This is a genomic window from Agarivorans sp. QJM3NY_29 (assembly GCF_050870835.2).
Taxonomy (GTDB): domain Bacteria; phylum Pseudomonadota; class Gammaproteobacteria; order Enterobacterales; family Celerinatantimonadaceae; genus Agarivorans.
Map to the genome: position 1 here is coordinate 3,843,267 of NZ_CP194036.2, position 19,216 is coordinate 3,862,482.

At 46.2% G+C, this 19,216-nt stretch carries 10 protein-coding genes; 7 read left to right on the forward strand and 3 right to left on the reverse strand.

All coding sequences use genetic code 11. The features are described from left to right. Positions 1-165: 165 nt before the first annotated feature. Positions 166-717 carry a sigma-70 family RNA polymerase sigma factor gene (locus ACRRS0_RS17405; RefSeq protein WP_432451951.1) on the reverse strand — a complete coding sequence of 184 codons (552 nt, stop codon included), beginning with the start codon at positions 715-717 and terminating at the stop codon, positions 166-168. A gap of 120 nt (positions 718-837) precedes the next feature. Then, positions 838-2,481, reverse strand: coding sequence for a methyl-accepting chemotaxis protein (locus tag ACRRS0_RS17410; RefSeq protein WP_432451950.1), 1,644 nt, complete (start codon positions 2,479-2,481; stop codon positions 838-840). 715 nt (positions 2,482-3,196) lie between these two features. Between ACRRS0_RS17410 and ACRRS0_RS17415 the strand changes: the two genes are divergently transcribed. From ACRRS0_RS17415 to ACRRS0_RS17430, 4 genes are all read left to right on the forward strand, one after another. Then, positions 3,197-3,553 (forward strand): diacylglycerol kinase, encoded by a 357-nt coding sequence (locus tag ACRRS0_RS17415; protein WP_432451949.1) that lies wholly within the window; start codon positions 3,197-3,199, stop codon positions 3,551-3,553. 1 nt (position 3,554) lies between these two features. Then, entirely contained in the window at positions 3,555-5,207 is a 1,653-nt protein-coding gene (locus ACRRS0_RS17420; protein WP_432451948.1) for a phosphoethanolamine transferase, read from the forward strand. A 79-nt stretch (positions 5,208-5,286) separates the two neighbouring features. Continuing rightward, complete coding sequence (locus ACRRS0_RS17425; RefSeq protein WP_432451947.1) at positions 5,287-5,571, forward strand: PepSY domain-containing protein; 285 nt, start codon at positions 5,287-5,289, stop codon at positions 5,569-5,571. Then, on the forward strand, positions 5,564-6,076 hold the full coding sequence (locus ACRRS0_RS17430; RefSeq protein ID WP_432451946.1) for a cytochrome b/b6 domain-containing protein: 513 nt from the start codon (positions 5,564-5,566) through the stop codon (positions 6,074-6,076). The genes ACRRS0_RS17425 and ACRRS0_RS17430 overlap by 8 nt, the downstream gene beginning before the upstream one ends. A gap of 325 nt (positions 6,077-6,401) precedes the next feature. Here ACRRS0_RS17430 and ACRRS0_RS17435 read toward each other — a convergent pair whose 3' ends face one another. Beyond that, positions 6,402-7,973 carry a methyl-accepting chemotaxis protein gene (locus ACRRS0_RS17435; protein ID WP_432451945.1) on the reverse strand — a complete coding sequence of 524 codons (1,572 nt, stop codon included), beginning with the start codon at positions 7,971-7,973 and terminating at the stop codon, positions 6,402-6,404. 705 nt (positions 7,974-8,678) lie between these two features. On the opposite strand from ACRRS0_RS17435, the gene ACRRS0_RS17440 reads away from it, so the two are divergent. The 3 genes from ACRRS0_RS17440 (at position 8,679) to ACRRS0_RS17450 (ending at position 19,210) form a co-directional block, all read left to right on the forward strand. Beyond that, positions 8,679-10,319, forward strand: a complete 1,641-nt coding sequence (locus tag ACRRS0_RS17440; RefSeq protein ID WP_432451944.1) for an NAD(P)-binding protein — start codon at positions 8,679-8,681, stop codon at positions 10,317-10,319. Further along, the gene (gene nifJ, locus ACRRS0_RS17445) at positions 10,316-13,867 is read left to right on the forward strand and encodes a pyruvate:ferredoxin (flavodoxin) oxidoreductase (protein ID WP_432451943.1); all 3,552 of its coding nucleotides are present in this window, start codon (positions 10,316-10,318) and stop codon (positions 13,865-13,867) included. The genes ACRRS0_RS17440 and nifJ overlap by 4 nt, the downstream gene beginning before the upstream one ends. A 702-nt stretch (positions 13,868-14,569) precedes the next feature. After that, a complete protein-coding gene (locus tag ACRRS0_RS17450; protein WP_432451942.1) occupies positions 14,570-19,210 on the forward strand; it encodes a transporter substrate-binding domain-containing protein in 4,641 nt (1,546 codons plus the stop codon). Positions 19,211-19,216 lie beyond the last annotated feature (6 nt).

Sequence of the window (19,216 nt, forward strand, 5' to 3'; positions counted from 1 at the left end):
TTAACTGATAAGCATTCTTCCGAGCCAATCCCCCTTTAATAAGCAATGTCCAACAATGAATTTGGAAGTGAGCAAGCTTTAGTATTCATTAAACGCCCGCTACAGACCAAGATGACTGCATTTTTCCATCAAACTATAGTGTCCTTCGATAGTAAGCCAGCTGATTTAAGAGCGCTTCGGTTTAAAGCAACAGATCTGCTGTTGCTCATCATAAGCAATTTGACATGCACAATTAAGTTGCTGTTTAAGCTTCACTCTGGCGCGCTGCAAACGAGACTTAGCCGCCGATAAACTCAGTTTATGCTGCCTCGCATAGTCTTGTTGCGACATCCCTACAATGTCACAGCACTGAATAATATGACGATCGCGCTTCGCTAATCGCTCGAGCTGTCTGGGTAAGCATTGAACTAAGGCATCGATCGGCTCAAGCGCCGTTTGTGGCTGCTCAAGACGATTCAAATCACGACTGCTAATAAACTTTGCAGACTCGCGATAGTGATCGACTAAACGATTTTTCGCAACTTTAAACAACCATGCTTTCACATTATCGAGACGACAAAACTTGTCCTTCTGGCGTAAGGCTTTCACAAAAACATCTTGTAGCACATCTTCTGCTAACAAGGAGTCTTGGGTCTGTGAGAGTAACCAACCCAACAAAACTGTTTGATATTGTAACCACGCTTGAGTTAAACACGGTTTCGGCTGAGTACGCGGCATGAATCACCTTTTAAAGATTAATGGAGCACAATTGCATTCAATTTCTGAGATGGCGAGTGCCGTCCCGTCATATCCGATGGACACTCGCAAGATTAACTGTGCCGTTCAAAGACCCTCCCACTATACGGAGTAGGCTTCGATTTCCATTTTTAATTGCTCAGCTAACTTGGCCAAAGCCATCGTTGAGCTGGAGCTTTGCTCGGCTCCCTGAGCCGTTTCATTAGAGATATCACTAATCGCAATAATGTTCTGATTGATCTCTTCGGTGACTGAGCTTTGCTGTTCAGCTGCAGTCGCGATTTGTGCATTCATCGCCGAAATATGATCAACACTTTGAGTAATTTGCGCTAAAGCGTCCCCCGCCTGTAAAGATTTTTCGGCCGTTAACTTCGCGTTATTGGCCCCCTGCTCAAGCCGTTGGGTTGACTCTCGACTGCCCTCTTGTAATTGCGAAATCGTTTGCTGAATTTCCCCTGTCGACTGTTGAGTACGACTGGCAAGCGTTCGAACTTCATCGGCCACAACCGCAAAACCTCGTCCTTGCTCACCTGCCCTAGCCGCTTCGATTGCCGCGTTAAGCGCAAGTAAATTAGTTTGCTCAGAAATACTTTGAATCACTTCTACTACGCTACCAATTTCTTCCGCATGCTGCGCTAGCTTTTGCATTTCTTTAACCGAGTCTTGCATTTCATTGGACAAACTTTCGATCATCGCGATACTCTGCCGCACCACTTCTTGACCATCGGCGGCGGCCAAATCGGCTTTTTCCGATGCCTCGGCGGCTGTACTGGCGCTTTGCGCGACTTCATGAACAGTGGCCGTAAACTGGTGCATCGCCGTTGCAATTAACTGAGTTTGTTGCTGTTGATCAAAAATGTTTTGTTTGGTTTGCATCGCAACCGATGAACCTTCTTCTGCAGAACTAGCAAGCACTTCAACCGACTGCTTATTGGTACTCACCACATGTTGAAACTTAGCCACGATGGTATTCACATCGCTGGCAATATCAGTAAATTCATCCTCTCCATCCACATCAATTCGCTGGGTTAAATCCCCCGCAACAATCAAGCTCGATTTAGCTTGAAGCTGACGAGCCGCTTCCGAAACGCGCTTCACTATCAGTGTCGACAGACCAATAATCACCAACAAACTTAAACTAATAATAATACCAACCGACCACATGAAATGTTCGGTATCAGCTTCGGCCTGTTGAAAGTTTTTAGCGGCTTCATCTATTTGCAGCTTTAAGAATTGTTGGGCGGCCTTGGTGACAGAGGCATAACCAGGGTTAATCACCTTTAATAATACCAAATTAGCATCAGTAAACTGGCCTTGCTGTAGCGCTTTAATCGCAACCTCAAAACCACGCTGCGTCACTTGGTCAACTTCTTTCGCCAGCTGCTGAGTAACCCTGCGTTCTTCATCCGATAAATCTGAACCTAATATTTCCCGGTCAATCAGCTGATGCAAGGCTTCAATGTTAGTTTGAATCGCATCGATATGTTTACCTAAAGGATGGTCATGCATTTTTGCAAATTCAGAGCTGGGATCGTGCTGAAAGGCCAATAATAAGGAGCTTCGCGCACTGCCGATATTATCCAAAATCTTACCAGCTCGAACGGTGTGTTGTATCCCTTGAGTATATAAATCTTCTATTGCGGCTTTCTCTCGGTTCATCCCGGTAATACCTTCATAAGCCAAAAAACCAAAGGCAATAAGAAATAATAAAATGATAACTTTAAGTCGAAAACTAACTGTGCGCATAAATCCTTCCATGTGAGAGAAAACCCAAATCACCGTAAATTTGAATAAATGACCAAAATTGGCTCGAAATCCCTTATTCGTCACGGTCAGTGTTATTCAAAACAAACGTATCTTAATTTTAATCTTCCAAAACAGCGTCAAACCCTGTTAATCAAACCCTGCGGTGCATTGGTTGCGCATTAAACCACCATTTATATGGATAACTAATTTCACATGGCATACCTTGCTTAAAAACACCATAAACCGCAGTAAAAGAATCCCCCAATATGAACCGTTGCTGATAGTTAAATACTAGAACAAGCAGCTAACTATCATTCACAATCTATTTGATAAGAATCAATAAAACAGTACTTTGCTTGAAGAAAGCATGGATTAGATATAAGCAATCTTCCAAATCAAAACACAAAGCGAAGAAGTATCAACTATTCAAGGGATAACGAGTTGATTCAGCGCCGCTGGTTTTGCTATCGACCACAGCCAAGGAAAGTTGAACAATTTGCTCCAAAGTAAAATATTGGTCAATCGCAAAAATACCGCCTCCCCAATCATTAGTCTCACTTGCGGCCGGTCGGCAGCCAGCAATATAAAGCCGCTTTCTTAAGTATTTCTTAAGAAAACAATTTTAAGCTCTCTGCGTTCAGGCTGATCCTCGTTTGCTGTTAACAGAGCCATGAGGAAAGCTTCATTTATTAAAATTAACCACTGATTAAGACTTATGAAACAAACTCATACTGGCCTCGCACGCATTATTTATGCCACAGGATTTTCTATAAATGGTTTCATTTCCGCCTGGAAAAGTGAAGCCGCTCTCAGGCAGGAAGTCACGTTATTACTGCCTTTAGCCATCACAGCCTTATTTCTGCCTGTAAGCAAGAGTGAGCAGATTTTGCTTATTGGTAGCCTGATACTGGTTCTGATTGTGGAATTACTCAACTCAGCCATCGAAACGGTGGTTGATCGCATCGGCTCTGAATGGCACGAGCTGAGTGGTCAAGCCAAAGACATAGCCTCAGCCGCAGTGCTTACATCTCTCATTTTCGCTGCTTTTACTTGGAGTTGGATTCTCATTTAACATGCGTTCATTCACTAGATTCGCCTTACCCTATTGGCTCGCCACTTTGTTCATCGCCCTGTATTTTGCAGTGGTACTTAACCTTCCCATATATGCCAAAATAAGTGAGATATTCAGCCACCTCGAACAAGTAAAACTAGGTTTCATCATAAGCATTCCGCTATTTTTTATACTCGCTTTAAACCTGATATTTCAGCTGTTCTCTTGGCCGTTTCTGTTTAAACCATTTTTTATTCTATTGATCTTATTATCGAGTATTGTCAGCTACAGTAGCTTTAACTATGGCACCATTTTTGACCAGGATATGTTGGTTAATATTTTGGAAACCAATGCTGGTGAAGCCAGCTCATATATCAGCTTATATTCACTAACCTGGATCCTTGGCTTAGGCGTTCTACCAAGTGTTCTACTCGCACTATTACCAATAAAAAAAGAGCGCACCTTTATTCGTTTCATCGCTAAAAAATGCTTAGCCATGATCCTATCTGTTTTGGGTATTCTATTAATCGCAGCTTTGTATTATCAAGACTACTCGTCGGTCGGTCGAAATAATTCCTATTTAAACAAAATGATTATTCCGACCCAGTTTGTCTACAGTGCCTATGGGCAGGTCAAAGACAGCTACTTTACTAAACCCATGGTCTATAAAACCCTCGCAACCGACGCCAAACAAATAGCAAATGCTGCTGCGAACACAAGTGCAAATAAGCCGAACTTAGTCATCTTTTTATTAGGTGAGACCGCCCGCGCACAAAACTATCAATACCATGGCTATGCTCGTGATACTAACGCTTATACCCAAGCCTATCACCCGTTCTTCTTTTCCAATATGTCCTCCTGCGGCACAGCCACTGCAGTATCGGTACCTTGTTTATTTTCTAACATGAATAAAGCTAACTTCAATCGCAAGCAAGCCGATCACCAAGACAACCTGTTAGATATTCTGCAACGAGCTGGTATTAACTTACTATGGAAGGAAAATGATGGAGGCGATAAAGCAGTCGCAAAAAACATTCCTCTCATCAATATAGATACTTCGCGACAAGATCAACAATGTAATGGTCATAGTTGCTATGACATGGTGCTATTGGAAAATCTCGATCAACAAATCTCGGCGATGTCAGGGAATCGTATGATTGTGATGCATCTGATGGGGAGCCATGGCCCCACCTACTTTCAACGCTACCCAAGTTCAATGGCAACCTATCAACCCGATTGTCCACGAGCCGATATTGAAAACTGTTCGATAGAGCAAATTCAAAATAGTTACGATAACAGCATTCGCTACACCGACTTTGTCACCGCACAAGTGATAAAACACTTACAAAGTTTGCAACAATACAATACTGCGCTGATCTATGTCTCAGACCATGGAGAATCACTGGGTGAAAATGGCCTGTTTCTGCATGGCATGCCCTACAGCTTAGCCCCAGAAACTCAAACCAAGGTTCCCTTGCTGTTTTGGATGTCTCCAGGTTTTGCGAAGCAAAAACATATCGACTCAAGCTGTTTAAACGCTTCTCGTGATAAGCCTTATTCCCACGACAATCTATTTCATTCCTTACTCGGTTTAATGGATGTCTCGACTCAGGAATACCATGCCTCTGAAGATATATTCAGCCCTTGTCGTTCACTTACAAACAGCTCTTTTTAGCCTATTTTGTCAAACCTTAAGTCTTCCTTAAGTTTTGCAACTTATGATGAAGTTGAAACTAAACGAACAGGAGAACAAGATGTCACCGATTAAAATGTCAACTCAACTTATTGCATGTATCCTAGCCGCAACCTCCTTTGTGGCTTTAGCCGACCCTACTTGTACTCAACAGCCTGAAAGTACTTGGATCCCCATCGAACAAGCCCAACAGCGGGTTGAAGAAATGGGTTACAAAATCAAAGTATTTAAAAGAACCCACACTAGTTGCTATGAACTTTACGGTCATACCAAGCAAGGAAAACGAGCAGAAATTTACTTTAACCCAACCAACATGGAAAAAGTAAAAGAGGAAATCGATGACTAAACACTACGTTTGGGATTGGCTAGTAAGACTGACTCACTGGACCGTTGCAATACTATTTTTAAGTAACTTTTTATTGCTGGAAGAAGGCAGCGAACTGCATCAGTGGGCAGGCTATGGGGTCTTAGCCGCTATTGCGACGCGTTTAGTCTGGGGCTTGATTACCCGTTCACCGGCTCGACTCAGTACTTTTAGGCCGTCAATCGCAGCAGGTATTGCTCACCTGAAGGAGGTGCTTGTGAGCAGGCAAGATCAACACCACGGGCACAATCCCGCAGGTGCTTTGATGATCTGGCTCATGTGGTTTTTACTGATTGCTACTGGTCTTTCGGGCTGGGCAACCCAGACCGATCTATTCTGGGGAGAGGAGTGGCTTGAGAAAGTCCATGGATTACTAGCTGATCTGTGTATGATCGCCGTTGCAATCCATGTTTCAGCGGTGATCATCATGACCAAAATCACCGGCAACCCTTACCTCAATGGCATTTTGTGGGGTCGTAAAAACTAATCTGGTGTACAGTCAACAATGCAGTTCCACTGCAGTGTTGACTGTACAAAACGACGACACTGGAATGACTATTTTCGCGACAATTGTTGCTTCAAATAAATGACACCAAACTCTCCCTTGAGGTGATTTATTTAAGAACCGCACATCATCCCAACGCTCGGTTCAAAGCGCTCAGCGACCAGGCTATGTTACCGCTTCACTTTAATCGCAGCTCAGGCGCTATACCTATCAGCCTTTGAACAGAAGAATCCCCGCCTTCTGCAAACAAACTCAGCTCGAAGCAACATCGACCACTTCGAGTCTACAAGTCCTCGCTTCTGGCATATTAAGCCTGAAACTGATGAATCAAGCGCTGTAAGGCTTGTAATTTATCGACCAACATCCCCGTACGCTCGACCGACTCATCCCCTGTCACCGCCGTTTCCTCGGTTAGCTTATTAATATTAATCAAGTTACGATTAATTTCTTCGGTCACCGTGGCCTGCTCTTCTACTGCCACTGCAATTTGATGACTAGTATCCGTCACACGATGCAACATATCACCAATTTCAATCAGCGAATCTCCGGTATTCTGAGCATTCACTAAACATTGCTCAGAGAGCACCTCACCCGAGGCCATGGTTGAAATTGCCTGCTCAGCAGTAGTTTGCAAATTATTAATCATGGTATGGATTTCTTCGGTAGAAACTTGCGTTTTCTGGGCTAAGTTTCGCACCTCTTCCGCCACCACAGCAAAACCGCGCCCAGCATCGCCAGCTCGAGCGGCCTCAATGGCCGCATTCAAAGCTAACAAGTTGGTTTGGTCGGCAATCGAACCAATCACATCGAGGATCCCTTCAATTTGCTGACTACTTTCAGCCAATTGACTCACCACTGCTTGGGAGTTTGCTAACTCCTTATGTAAAGCCTGCACCGAGTCGATCGTGGTATCAACCTGTTGTCGCCCTGCAACCACCGCGGTATTGGCTTGGCTGGTCAGCTGCGATGCTGACTCGGCACTTTCCGCCACTTCTCGAGTAGCATGGGCCATCTCGGTCACCGCTGTAGCGACCTGAGTGGTTTCATCGTTTTGCTGAGAGAGACTCTGTTTCATAGACTGCATGGTCGCCAATTCATCCTCGGCAGACAGCAGAATATCGCCTGTGGTTTCCCCAGTGCGAGCCACCACTGCACGCAATTCAGCTTGGCGCATCCGCAAGGCCAATTCAATGGCCGAAAACTCATCATAATGATCAGTGTAAAGATTTTCCATCAAAGGGTTGTGGTAGGCCTGCTGGGCTCGTTGATTCAGTTGTTGAATCCGCGAGCGTTGTCGCCAACCGAAAAATAGGCTGGCAGCACCAAGTAAAGCGCCTCCCCCGGCCAACCAATACATTCCCGCAGTCAAAGCCTGCCATTCCAGCAAGCCCAACATGCTTAGCGTTAATAGCAACATATAGGAAGCATAGTGATGTCGCCAGCCCAATAAACGCTGCGGTTTTTTTCCTTGCTGCAATTGACTATAGGCCGCATCCGCTCGTTTAATTTGTTCACGTTCAGGGCGTGATCTCACCGACTGATATTCAATGGTTTCACCCTGTTCATTTTTAATCGGCGTAACAAAGGCACTCACCCAATAGTGATAAGCGCTATCTTTGCAGCTATTTTTGACTAAACCCATCCAGCTTCGGCCCGATAGCAAGTACTCCCACATCTGGGCAAAGGCCACTTTGGGCATATCCGTATGTCGGATAATATTATGTGGTTGACCAGATAACTCAGTGGCCGAGTAACCTGCTACATCACAAAAGCTTTGATTGGCATAAGTGATATAACTATCGTTATCGGTGGTAGAGATCAGACTGTCAAATTCAGAGTAATCGACTTCTTGTTGAGTTACGTGCTGTTGTACTGCCATAACGAATACTTAAATCTAAAAGATATAAATATACACAAAAAAATACACATAAAAAAAACAATTTATGTATTTAACAAATATGTAATACACTGATATTTGTCTTCTATTTTATCATTAGTTTGTTTTTCAAAATATTGCTCTGAATTTTGATAGCTATCCGTAGAAATAATATGTTTAGAGTCATAAAAACAGTCTTCAACAGATAAAACCATGAATATTCATCACTCGGTTTTTTTAATATATTTAACTAACTAGCAAACTAAAGTATCCACGACAATCCCCGTAGATTCGCACTCCAGGCCGATAAATCAAAAAGCCATCGAACCTTTAAGGTTCTCAATCAAACTCAAAAACTTAGAAATATCTTTGATTCATATAATAAATTCGGCGAAGCCAAAAACATTTTCACTTTATTTCAAAAGCATTGCTAATAAGCGGCCATAAATTATTTTAGACATTACTAATATATAAATTAAAACTGTGAACTCCCTACATGGATCCTTTGATAAATTTTGATCTAGATAGCTCTCATAAAATGCAGCGTATGCTAAATTTTTACTAATTTTGATTTCTTAAGATTTAGCGTCGGCAGTGAATCACCTGCCTTCATAACACCGTGCCATAGCATCGTTAGCGACTAACGAATGGCAAGCTATTGCCTATTCTTAGCGCGGCAAGATGGTGCACTGAACTTAAGGAACCCTGATGAAAGCAAAATCTGTCGATTTATCAAGTCCTCCCGACCTTACCTTGAGCCATGGCACAGGTGCCGTCGCAAAACGAAAACCAATTTATCAATCGCTGCTGCCACCTTGTAATGCTGCCTGTCCGGCGGGAGAAAATATCCAAGCTTGGCTATCACTAGCTCAACAAGGTGATATACAACAAGCTTGGCAGGTATTGATGAACGACAATCCTTTCCCAGCGATCCATGGCCGAGTTTGCTACCATCCCTGTGAAGCAGCCTGTAATCGCAATGAGGTGGATCAAGCCGTCTCGGTACACGCCATCGAGCGTTACTTAGGCGATGTCGCCTTAGCCGAAGGCTGGCTACCAGAATACAATGCCACGCCGAGTGGCAAAAAAATCTTGATTGTGGGGGCTGGTCCCAGCGGCTTAGCCGCCGCCTACCACCTAGCTCGTTTAGGACACAGCGTAGAAATACGCGATGCCGGCAACAGCGCTGGCGGCATGCTACGCTTTGGCATTCCGGCCTATCGCTTACCGAGAAATATATTGGATGGTGAGATCTACCGCTTACTTAGAATGGGGGTAAAAATCACTCTCAACCACCGGGTCGACGATCTAAAACAGGAGCGAGAACAAGGTGGGTTTGCCGCCGCCTTTGTTGCCATTGGCGCTCACATCAGCAAGAAAACTGAGATCCCAGCCCAAGAGGCGAGCAAAATCATCGATGCCGTCAGTTACTTAGAAGCTATCGAACAGGGCCAAAAACTCAATCTCGGTCGTAGAGTCGCCATCTACGGAGGAGGTAATACCGCCATGGATGCAGCCCGCAGTGCCAAACGCCTTGGCGCCGAGCCAATGATCATCTATCGCCGCGACATGGCGAATATGCCCGCCCACCAGTTTGAGGCCTATGAAGCGCTGGAAGAAGGAGTGCAAATCAATTGGTTACGCACCATCAAAGACTTCAGCGAACAACAACTCACCGTCGAGTTGATGGAATTAGACGAACAAGGTTACCCTCAACCCACCGGTAAGTTTGAAACACTTGCCGCCGATAGCCTGATCTTAGCCCTCGGACAAAACGTCGATACTCGCTTGCTCAGCCAGTTCGAACAGATCCGTTATCACGATGGAGTGGTGGAAGTAAATCAACACATGATGACCGGTGCCGAAGGTATTTTTGCCGGCGGTGATATGGTGCCTTCGCTACGCACTGTGACCATTGCCACAGGCCACGGCAAAAAGGCCGCCCATTGCATCGATACTTGGTTACAACAAACACAACTAACCACGCCCCCAAAAGCAAAAATTGCCACCTCCGAACAGCTTCACCTCTGGTATCAAACTGATGCCCCTGTCAATCCCAAAAATCAACTCTCCCCCGAACAACGGGTTGATGATTTTAGCGAAGTCACTCAAGGTTTAAGCGCTGAACAGGCTCAATTTGAAGCCCAACGCTGCTACTCCTGCGGCAATTGCTTTGAGTGTGACAGCTGCTATGGCGCTTGCCCACAACAAGCCATTAGTAAGCAAGGCGAAGGACAAGGTTATGCCATCGACTATCAACGTTGCACTGGTTGTCAAGCCTGTGTAAACCAATGTCCTTGTGGTGCGATGACGATGACCATGATCGATACGGTGGAGGAAAACCAATGAAACCACGCATGCTCACCCTCGACGGTAACGAAGCAGCGGCTCGAATCGCCTATTTATTTAGTGAAGTTTGTGCCATTTATCCCATCACCCCCTCTTCAACCATGGCTGAACTGGCCGATGAATGGGCCAATCAAGGAAAACCCAACCTATGGGGACAAATACCAGAAATCATTGAGATGCAAAGTGAAGGCGGTGCGGCTGGCGCGGTTCACGGCGCGCTGCAAGGCGGCGCTTTAGCCACCACCTTTACCGCTTCTCAGGGCTTGATGTTAATGCTCCCTAATATGTACAAAATTGCTGGAGAGCTAAGCCCAGCGGTATTTCATGTAGCCGCTCGCGCCTTGGCTGCTCAAGGATTATCGATTTTTGGCGACCATCAAGATGTAATGGCAGTGCGCGCCACAGGCTTTGCCCTGCTCGCATCGGCCTCGGTGCAAGAGGCGCAAGACATGGCTTTAGTGGCCCATCTCGCAAGCCTACGCTGCCGCATTCCCTTTGTGCATTTCTTCGATGGCTTTCGAACCTCCCACGAAGTCAATAAAATTGCCGCTCTGGACGCCACGCAAATTAAGCCGCTGGTCGACGATCACTGGGTGTGGCAACACCGCCAACGCGCGCTCTCACCAGAACGCCCAAAAATTAGAGGCACCGCTCAAAATCCCGACGTTTATTTTCAGGCTCGCGAGAGCGTCAATCCTTATTATCAACACGCCCCCAGCATCGTTGCCGATGTGATGCAGCAGGTCGCGAGCCTAAGCGGTAGACCTTATCGCCCCTTCGATTATCATGGTGCAGCAGACGCCAGCGATGTACTGGTGGTGATGGGCTCGGCGAGCATCACCGCACAACAAGTGGTCGCGCACCGCTGTCAACAAGGCGAAAAAGTTGGTGTGGTTACGGTACGGCTATACCGTCCCTTTAGCAGCGAACACTTTTTGGCGGTATTGCCAAATACGGTGCAAAGGATAGCAGTGCTTGATCGCACCAAAGAGCCCGGCTCACAAGCCGAACCATTACTACTGGATGTTCAATCGGTGATCCACGAACACCCCGAGCGCCTGCATATTAAGGTCTGTGGTGGGCGCTATGGCCTATCCAGCAAAGAATTCACCCCAGCCATGGCCGATGCGGTCTTTAAATCCCTACGCGCTTCGCCAGTTAAAACTCGTTTTAGCGTTGGTATCAACGACGATTTGAGTCACCTCAGCCTAACAGTTGATAGCAAAATGACTTTGCCAGAAACCGGCGTCAGTAGCGCACTGTTCTATGGTTTAGGTTCCGATGGAACGGTTGGGGCCAATAAAAACACCATTAAAATCGTCGCCGAACGTCCGGGGTATTATGCGCAGGGTTACTTTGTTTATGATTCTAAAAAGTCTGGCTCAACCACGGTTTCGCATTTACGTTTTGCCCAACAACCGATAGATGCGCCCTATTTGCTGGAACACGCCGACCTAGTCGCGGTTCACCAACCGCAATTATTACGACAAATGGACTTAGTGAACAAAATCAAAGCACAAGGCTGTTTGTTGCTCAACAGCAGCTTGAATGACCAACAACTTTGGGACTCATTCACCGCAGATACTCAGCACTCTATTCTTGAGCAGCAAATCAAGGTATATGCGATTGATGCCACCGCGGTCGCCCTCGCTGGCGGCATGGGGCGCCGAATCAACACGATTATGCAGGCCTGTTTCTTTGCCTTAGCCAACATTCTGCCACTCGAGCAAGCCTTAAACGCCATGAAACAAGCCATTACCAAGAGCTATCAACGCAAGGGGGCTAAAGTTGTCGAGGCCAACCATGCCGTTGTCGATGCTAGTATCGCCGCGCTACGAACAGTGACTTTAGGCCAGGCAAATTCGGCACGACAACTGAGCCCCGCGCTCAGCCCGCCGGCTCCGGCCTTTATGCTACAGGTCACCGCCAAGATGATCCGTGGTTTAGGCGATCAAATTCCGGTATCGATGCTGCCCGATGATGGCACTTGGCCCAGCGGCTCCAGCCGTTATGAGAAACGTAACATTGCCGCCACACTGCCCAAATGGGACAGCGAGGCCTGCATTCAATGCGGAAACTGTGTCATCGTTTGCCCACATGCGGCGCTGCGCGCCCGTTTCTATCATCAAGCTTACTTAGCCCAGGCGCCCAGCAGTTTTGCGTCGGCAGCTCTGGCCGCCCGAGGCTTTCCCGATACCCACTATACTTTGCAGCTCTACGGGGATGATTGTACTGGTTGCGGATTATGTTTCGAGGCCTGTCCGGTGCGCGGCCCCGAACAACAGCGAGCGCTCACCATGCAGCCCAAACCGCAACAGCAACAACCGCTGCGTGAAGCGCTGGCTTTTTTCGAAAGTTTGCCAGTCAACGATCGCAGTCGTGTGGATTTTTCCACTGTGCATGGAGTGCAATTTCTTGAGCCGCTGTTTGAATTTTCCGGGGCCTGTAGTGGCTGCGGTGAAACACCTTATTTGAAACTGATTACCCAACTATTTGGCGATCGTATGTTAGTTGCCAATGCCACCGGCTGTTCATCTATTTATGGCGGTAATTTACCCACCACTCCTTGGTCAAAAAATGCCGAGGGCCAAGGACCCGCTTGGTCAAACTCGCTATTTGAAGACAATGCCGAGTTTGGTTTGGGTCTGCGACTCAGCGCCGATCAACAGCGACGCGAAGCCGAGAGACAACTACAGCAATGGCAACCCGCCTTCGATCCACAACTCATCGAAGCGGTACTCAACGCGCCTCAGCAGTTTGAATCACAACTCAGAGCACAACGTCAACGCCTGCAGCAACTAATGCAACAAATTAAAGGCCATGCTCACGCACAAACGCTCAGCTCGGTATTAGATTATCTGTTACGTCGCTCGGTATGGATAGTGGGGGGCGACGGCTGGGCCTACGACATTGGTTTTGGCGGCTTAGACCATGTATTGGCTTCCGGCCGAGACGTGAATATTTTAGTCATGGATACCGAAGTCTACTCCAATACCGGTGGCCAAATGAGTAAATCAACCCCGCTAGGCGCGGTGGCTAAATTTGCCGCCGGCGGAAAAACCATGGCCAAAAAAGATGTGGCCCTGCAAGCCATCGCCTATGGCAATGTTTATGTGGCAAGAGTCGCACTGGGCGCCGATCCTCAGCAAACGCTGTTGGCCTTACGTGAAGCCGAAGCCTATCCCGGCCCTTCACTAGTGATAGCCTATTCACATTGCATTGCCCACGGTATTGATATGCAAAAAGGTTTAGAGCAGCAACAAAATGCAGTCCTCAGTGGGCACTGGCCATTAATTCGCTATAACCCAGTGCTGCGCCAGCAGGGAGCGAACCCTTTTGCCCTAGACAGCTTACGCCCCAGCGTGCCCTTAAAACACTACCGAGAACAGGAGAATCGTTACCAGATCTTAGCCCAGAGCCAGCCCGAAGAGGCGCAACGTTTAATGGATATTGCCGAGCAGGTGGCGCGTCAAAAATGGGCCACCTACGAAGAAATGGCCCATCGAGATGCCAGCCATTTCCATCCCGATGCACGGCGTGAACTTTAAACAAAGCGGGAGAGGCGGCGCCAGCCATACTCTCCTTCGCTCCGATGCGCGCGTGAAAATTAAACAGACACACCTTAAACAAAGAGCGAAAGAACAGGCGCTGACGCGACAAAATTAACAGAACCGAGCAGGACCTTTGACTTTGCAGGGCAAAACTTTAGCTGGGGATTCCCCCTGACATATCTCTTCCATCCCTGCCACCATTGATTACCTGCATAAGGGTGCCGCTGAGGCTCATAATCCCAAGTATTCGAATCAGCAAAACAAAGGAGCCTTTTCATATCCTAAACTTGTTCATTTCTAGCGAGCTTGGCCGACCGATGTTCAACAGACGACCCATCTCGCTCAATACAGAATGTTCTAGATAGCTATCGAGCTTACGCCACCGAGGTTTATGAAGTTTAACTAAAGTCCCCAAGATAGCGACGATGACTATGGGATTAAAAGCCTATAGTCTAATCTTTAATTAACTCGATAATGAATGTTAAAACAATGAGCTAGCCCTAAAATAAAACATATTACTTAAACGATAAATGATTATTATTTGTCACCGATATATCAAGTCGGTATATTAAATAAACAAAAGGAATTTTCATCTAGCCCATAAGATATACGCTCTTTTTAGCCCTAACAGATGACCCCATAGAGGGATGAATCGTGCGCAGCTAAATAACGATGACTTAGCAAATTAAGCGAGGATGCATGCAGAAAATAAAAGGCAAAAGTGTTTTTTGTTTGGTCGCAACTTGTCTCATTTGCTTACTTCTGATTGTTTCCCCCCAATCGACTTTCGCTCAAGTTGATGCGCAACAACCGCTCAAAATTGCTTATCGGATCGACAGTGCCCCCCTTCAATATCAAGACGAATCTGGTCAAGCCAGCGGCGTTCTGATCGATTTTTGGCGAATATGGGCCGAGAAGAGCCAACAATCTATCCAGTTTATCGGAGGAAACAACAGTGAAACTCAACGCTGGTTAAATGAAGGAAAGGTGGATGCGATTGCAGGCCTGTTCAGCAGCGCCCAACGTGAAACCCAAATGGCATTTTCTAAGCCCTTATTACATAGCGCTTATTCCCTATACTACAACCCCAACTTAACTCAACTTGATACCAACCTCGATATCAACCAACGCTCCATCGGCGTGACTCAGGGTAGCTACCATCATCAATGGCTGCTAGAACATTACCCCAAGGCTGATATACATAGTTATTCCGGCTACAACCAGCTATTTGAAGCCGCAATCACTGGAGAGGTTGAGCTGTTCATCACCCAAGCTATCTATCTAAAAAAATACCTCAGTGATCATCCGGTGAGCGTTCGTTTTGAGGCCTTTACGTCGGTGCTGTATGACCGAGCCTACCGCGCAGCTGTAAAGCGCGATAATCAACAGCTGTTAGCTAAAATTAATCGCCACTTGGCAGATATATCCAATCAGGACAAAAATGCTATTTCTGCAAAATGGAGCGGTTTTCACTGGGAATATCTGCCCCCAAAATTAAATGCTATCAATAATGCCAAAGTTCAGCTCAACTTAACCCCGACAGAACAAGACTGGTTAACGAAACATCCAGAGATCACCATTGGCGTTGATGGCAATTGGCCACCAGTAGACTTTACCAACCAACAAGGCATACATAGCGGAGTCCTCTCCGAATATTTAGAGCTTATCGAGAACCGTTTAGGAATCAGCTTAAAAGTGAAAAGCAATGCTCGTTTCAAAGACATGGTTCAGCAGTTAAGGAAAGGAGAAATTAAGCTCGGCACTACCATTGTACAAACCGCAGACCGAGAACAAGACTTATGGTTCACCCTCCCCTATTTCAGCGCAGTGAAAGTCATAGTCAGCAACAGCGAAGGCAAGCAATATAGTGACTTAGCTCAGCTCTCGGGGAAAACGCTAGCCATTGAAGATGGCTTCTTCCTTATCGATGTACTGCGTAAAAGTCATCCCGAGATCAACTTAAAAACCTACCCTTCCACCGCTGATGCCTTGAAGGCTCTCTCCTTTCAACAAGTTGATGCGTATGTGGGAAATCAAGCGGTCATCTCGTGGTTAAAACAAAACTTACAGCTCAGTAATATTTCCTTTAGCGGTGACCCTCAGCTGCCTTTCGCCTTACAACGCTTTGCGGTACATCAAGACCCACAATGGCAACCCTTGGTCGGCATTCTGAATAAAGCCTTAGCCAGTATCAGCGTTGCCGAACGCCAAGCCATACTCAGTCACTGGGTAAACAACCGCCAACAATTCATCAATGCCCTCCCTCTCAATCTAAGCAACCAACAAAATATTTGGCTAGAACAGCACCAACAATGGAACATCGGCGTAGACCCTAAATTTGCCCCCTTGAGCTTTGTGGATGAAGAAGGCTCCTTTGGCGGTATCTCTTCAGAAGTTCTGAATATCGTGACCAACATTATTGGCGTAAGCTATAAACCTTCTGAAACAAGTAGTTGGTCAAATACCTTACAAGCTCTCCAGCAAGCCGAGGTCGATATCGTCCCATCGGTTCCCTATGTCGAACAAAATCAACAAGACACAGCAGAAATGCTGTTCAGTAAGCCCTACCTAACTCGCCCCTATATGATATTTGTGCAGGACAACACCCAATTTGTGAGCAGTGTTGAAGATCTCGTCGGACATCGAGTAGGGGTGCTCAATCACCACAACTTAGAAAACCAACTACAGGTAGATTACCCACTACTCGAACAGTTTCCTTTCTCATCACCTCAACAAGCCTTGTTAAGCTTAAGTGCTGGCGAAATTGATGCCTACATCGGGATCCTGGACTCCACTTCCTTATCATTAACCGAGTTAGGCATCGCCGATATCAAGATAGCCGCACCCAGTCCCTACTCTTACCAAGCATCGATTGGCGTCCGTAAAGATTGGCCTGAATTAATCCCCATCCTCAATCAGGCTATCGACCGAATATCGGCACAACAAATGAAGCAGATCAAGAACCACTGGTTTTCAGTTGACTTTGAGCATCAAGCAAATAACTACTTAATTTGGCGAGCCATTCTAATCACTTGCATGATTGCACTGCCAATTATCATTGTGATTTTCATTTGGAATAGAAAACTTGCTATCGCCAAAGATAAATTAAAGCTGAGTAGTGAAAAGCTCGCACAAGCCAAACAAAGTGCAGAACAGGCCAATAACTTTAAAAGTCAGTTTTTAGCCAATATGTCTCATGAAATCCGGACCCCGATGAATGCTATCGTCGGCTTTACACATCTGATGCTCAGTAGCAAACTGGATGATACCCAGCAAGACTACGCCAAGAAAATAAAACGCGCGTCGCTCACCCTACTGGGCGTCATCAATGACATCTTAGATGTGTCTAAAGTCGAAGCTGGCAAGCTAGAAATAGAGCAAATCAAATTCCATTTAAGTGAAATTGTCTACAACCTATCAAATCTGTTGGCACCAAAAGCAATAGAGAAGAACATAGATATCTTCATGGATGTTGATCCGAAAGTGCCCGATATCCTGATTGGCGACCCTCTCAGGCTGGAACAGATCCTGATTAACCTGACTCAAAATGCCATAAAATTTACAGAGCAGGGACAAGTTGTGGTGAAGATCAAACTGCTCGAATCGGTGCCAAACCGGGTTACCCTTGAGTTTTCGGTCAATGACACCGGCATTGGGATCTCCGAAGACAACCTCAGTAAATTATTCCAGCCCTTTGCTCAGGCCGACGACAGCCTCACTCGAACCCATGGCGGTACCGGCCTGGGTTTAAGCATCAGCAAATTATTAGTCGAGCTGATGGGGGGAGAAATCCGCGCCACCAGCATTGAAAATCAAGGCAGTACTTTTAGCTTTCAGCTTAACTTAGCTTACTCCGAAGACAAACAATACGACCAACAGTTGCAAGCCGAACTCAGAGATATGCGAGTTTTGGTGGTCGACGACAACCAATTGGCCAGAGACATTAGCAGCGAAATATTACACTCCTTCTCATTTAGAGTTGATTGCGCGAGTAACGCTGCAACCGCCATCGATATGCTTGACCGACACAACAACATCGAACCGGAAGATCCCTATCGCTTGGTATTAATGGATTGGAAAATGCCACGAATGAATGGCATTGAAGCGAGTAAATACATCAAAGAAATGCCTCTTCGCATGATGCCCGCAATCATTTTAGTCACCGCCTATGGGCGTGAAGATGTGCTGCGGCAGGTAGAAAAAGAACAACTTGACGCCTTCTTAATTAAACCACTCAACGCTTCACTATTATTTGATTGCATCATGAAGCTATTTCATCAACAGCCAAGCAGTTCACTGGCAACTCAAGCGATGGTGCCCCACTTACTTGAGGGCAAGGTATTGTTAGTAGAAGATCACCCCATTAACCAAGAACTCGCCAAAGAAATGCTGACCCAAATGGGCCTACAAGCCAGCATTGCCAAGCATGGTCAACAAGCAATCGATATGCTGCAAGCTGAACCCTTCGATTTAGTCTTAATGGATATACAAATGCCAGTACTCGATGGCTTTGAAGCCACTCGAGCCATTCGCAAAAATAGCCGCTTCGCCACACTCCCGATTATTGCCATGACCGCTCATGCAATGAAAGAAGATCAGCAACGATGTTTCGAAGCAGGCATGAACGCTCACCTAGCGAAACCTATCGATCCCGAGCAATTATTCTCAGTACTAAGCCAATACCTTGCGCCTCAAGCGCAGCCAGATACTGAGCCAGCGCTGGTGATAAACGCTCCAGCCGAAGATCCATTACCAGTCATTGACGGCTTAGATAGCCAATGGGGGATCACCCGAGTCGGCGGCAATGCACAGCTTTACCAAAAACTACTGAGTGATTTTTATAGCAGGCATCACCAAGAATTAGAGACCCTTTCTCAAGCGTGTAGGCTACAACAATTTGACGATGTAAAACGCATTATTCACACCATTAGAGGGGTCGCTGGTAACCTTGGTGCCAAATCGCTTGAACAAGCAGCAACCGATTTTGAACCGCTCATCGCCCAAGCAGAGCAAGCTTTTGCCAGCCAACAATGGCAGGAGTTTCAGCACCAGTTTAAGCACTTGTTCGAACAACTTGCCAATAGTCTTGCACCACCCAGCTCAACCCCTGAAATCGTCAGTCAATCACCAACAACTGTGCTCAATACTAGCGCCGAAGCTCTATTAACGCCGCTTCGAGAATTACTAGAAGAAGGCAATCCACAGGCCAAGAAAACCATTACTGAATTTGAAAATAAGCTACCGCGTATACTCTATGATGAGCTCGTCAGACTGATCAACGAATTTGAGTTCGACAATGCCCTCACGGTGCTAGACGAACATATCAATAAAAAAGGATAGGTTACA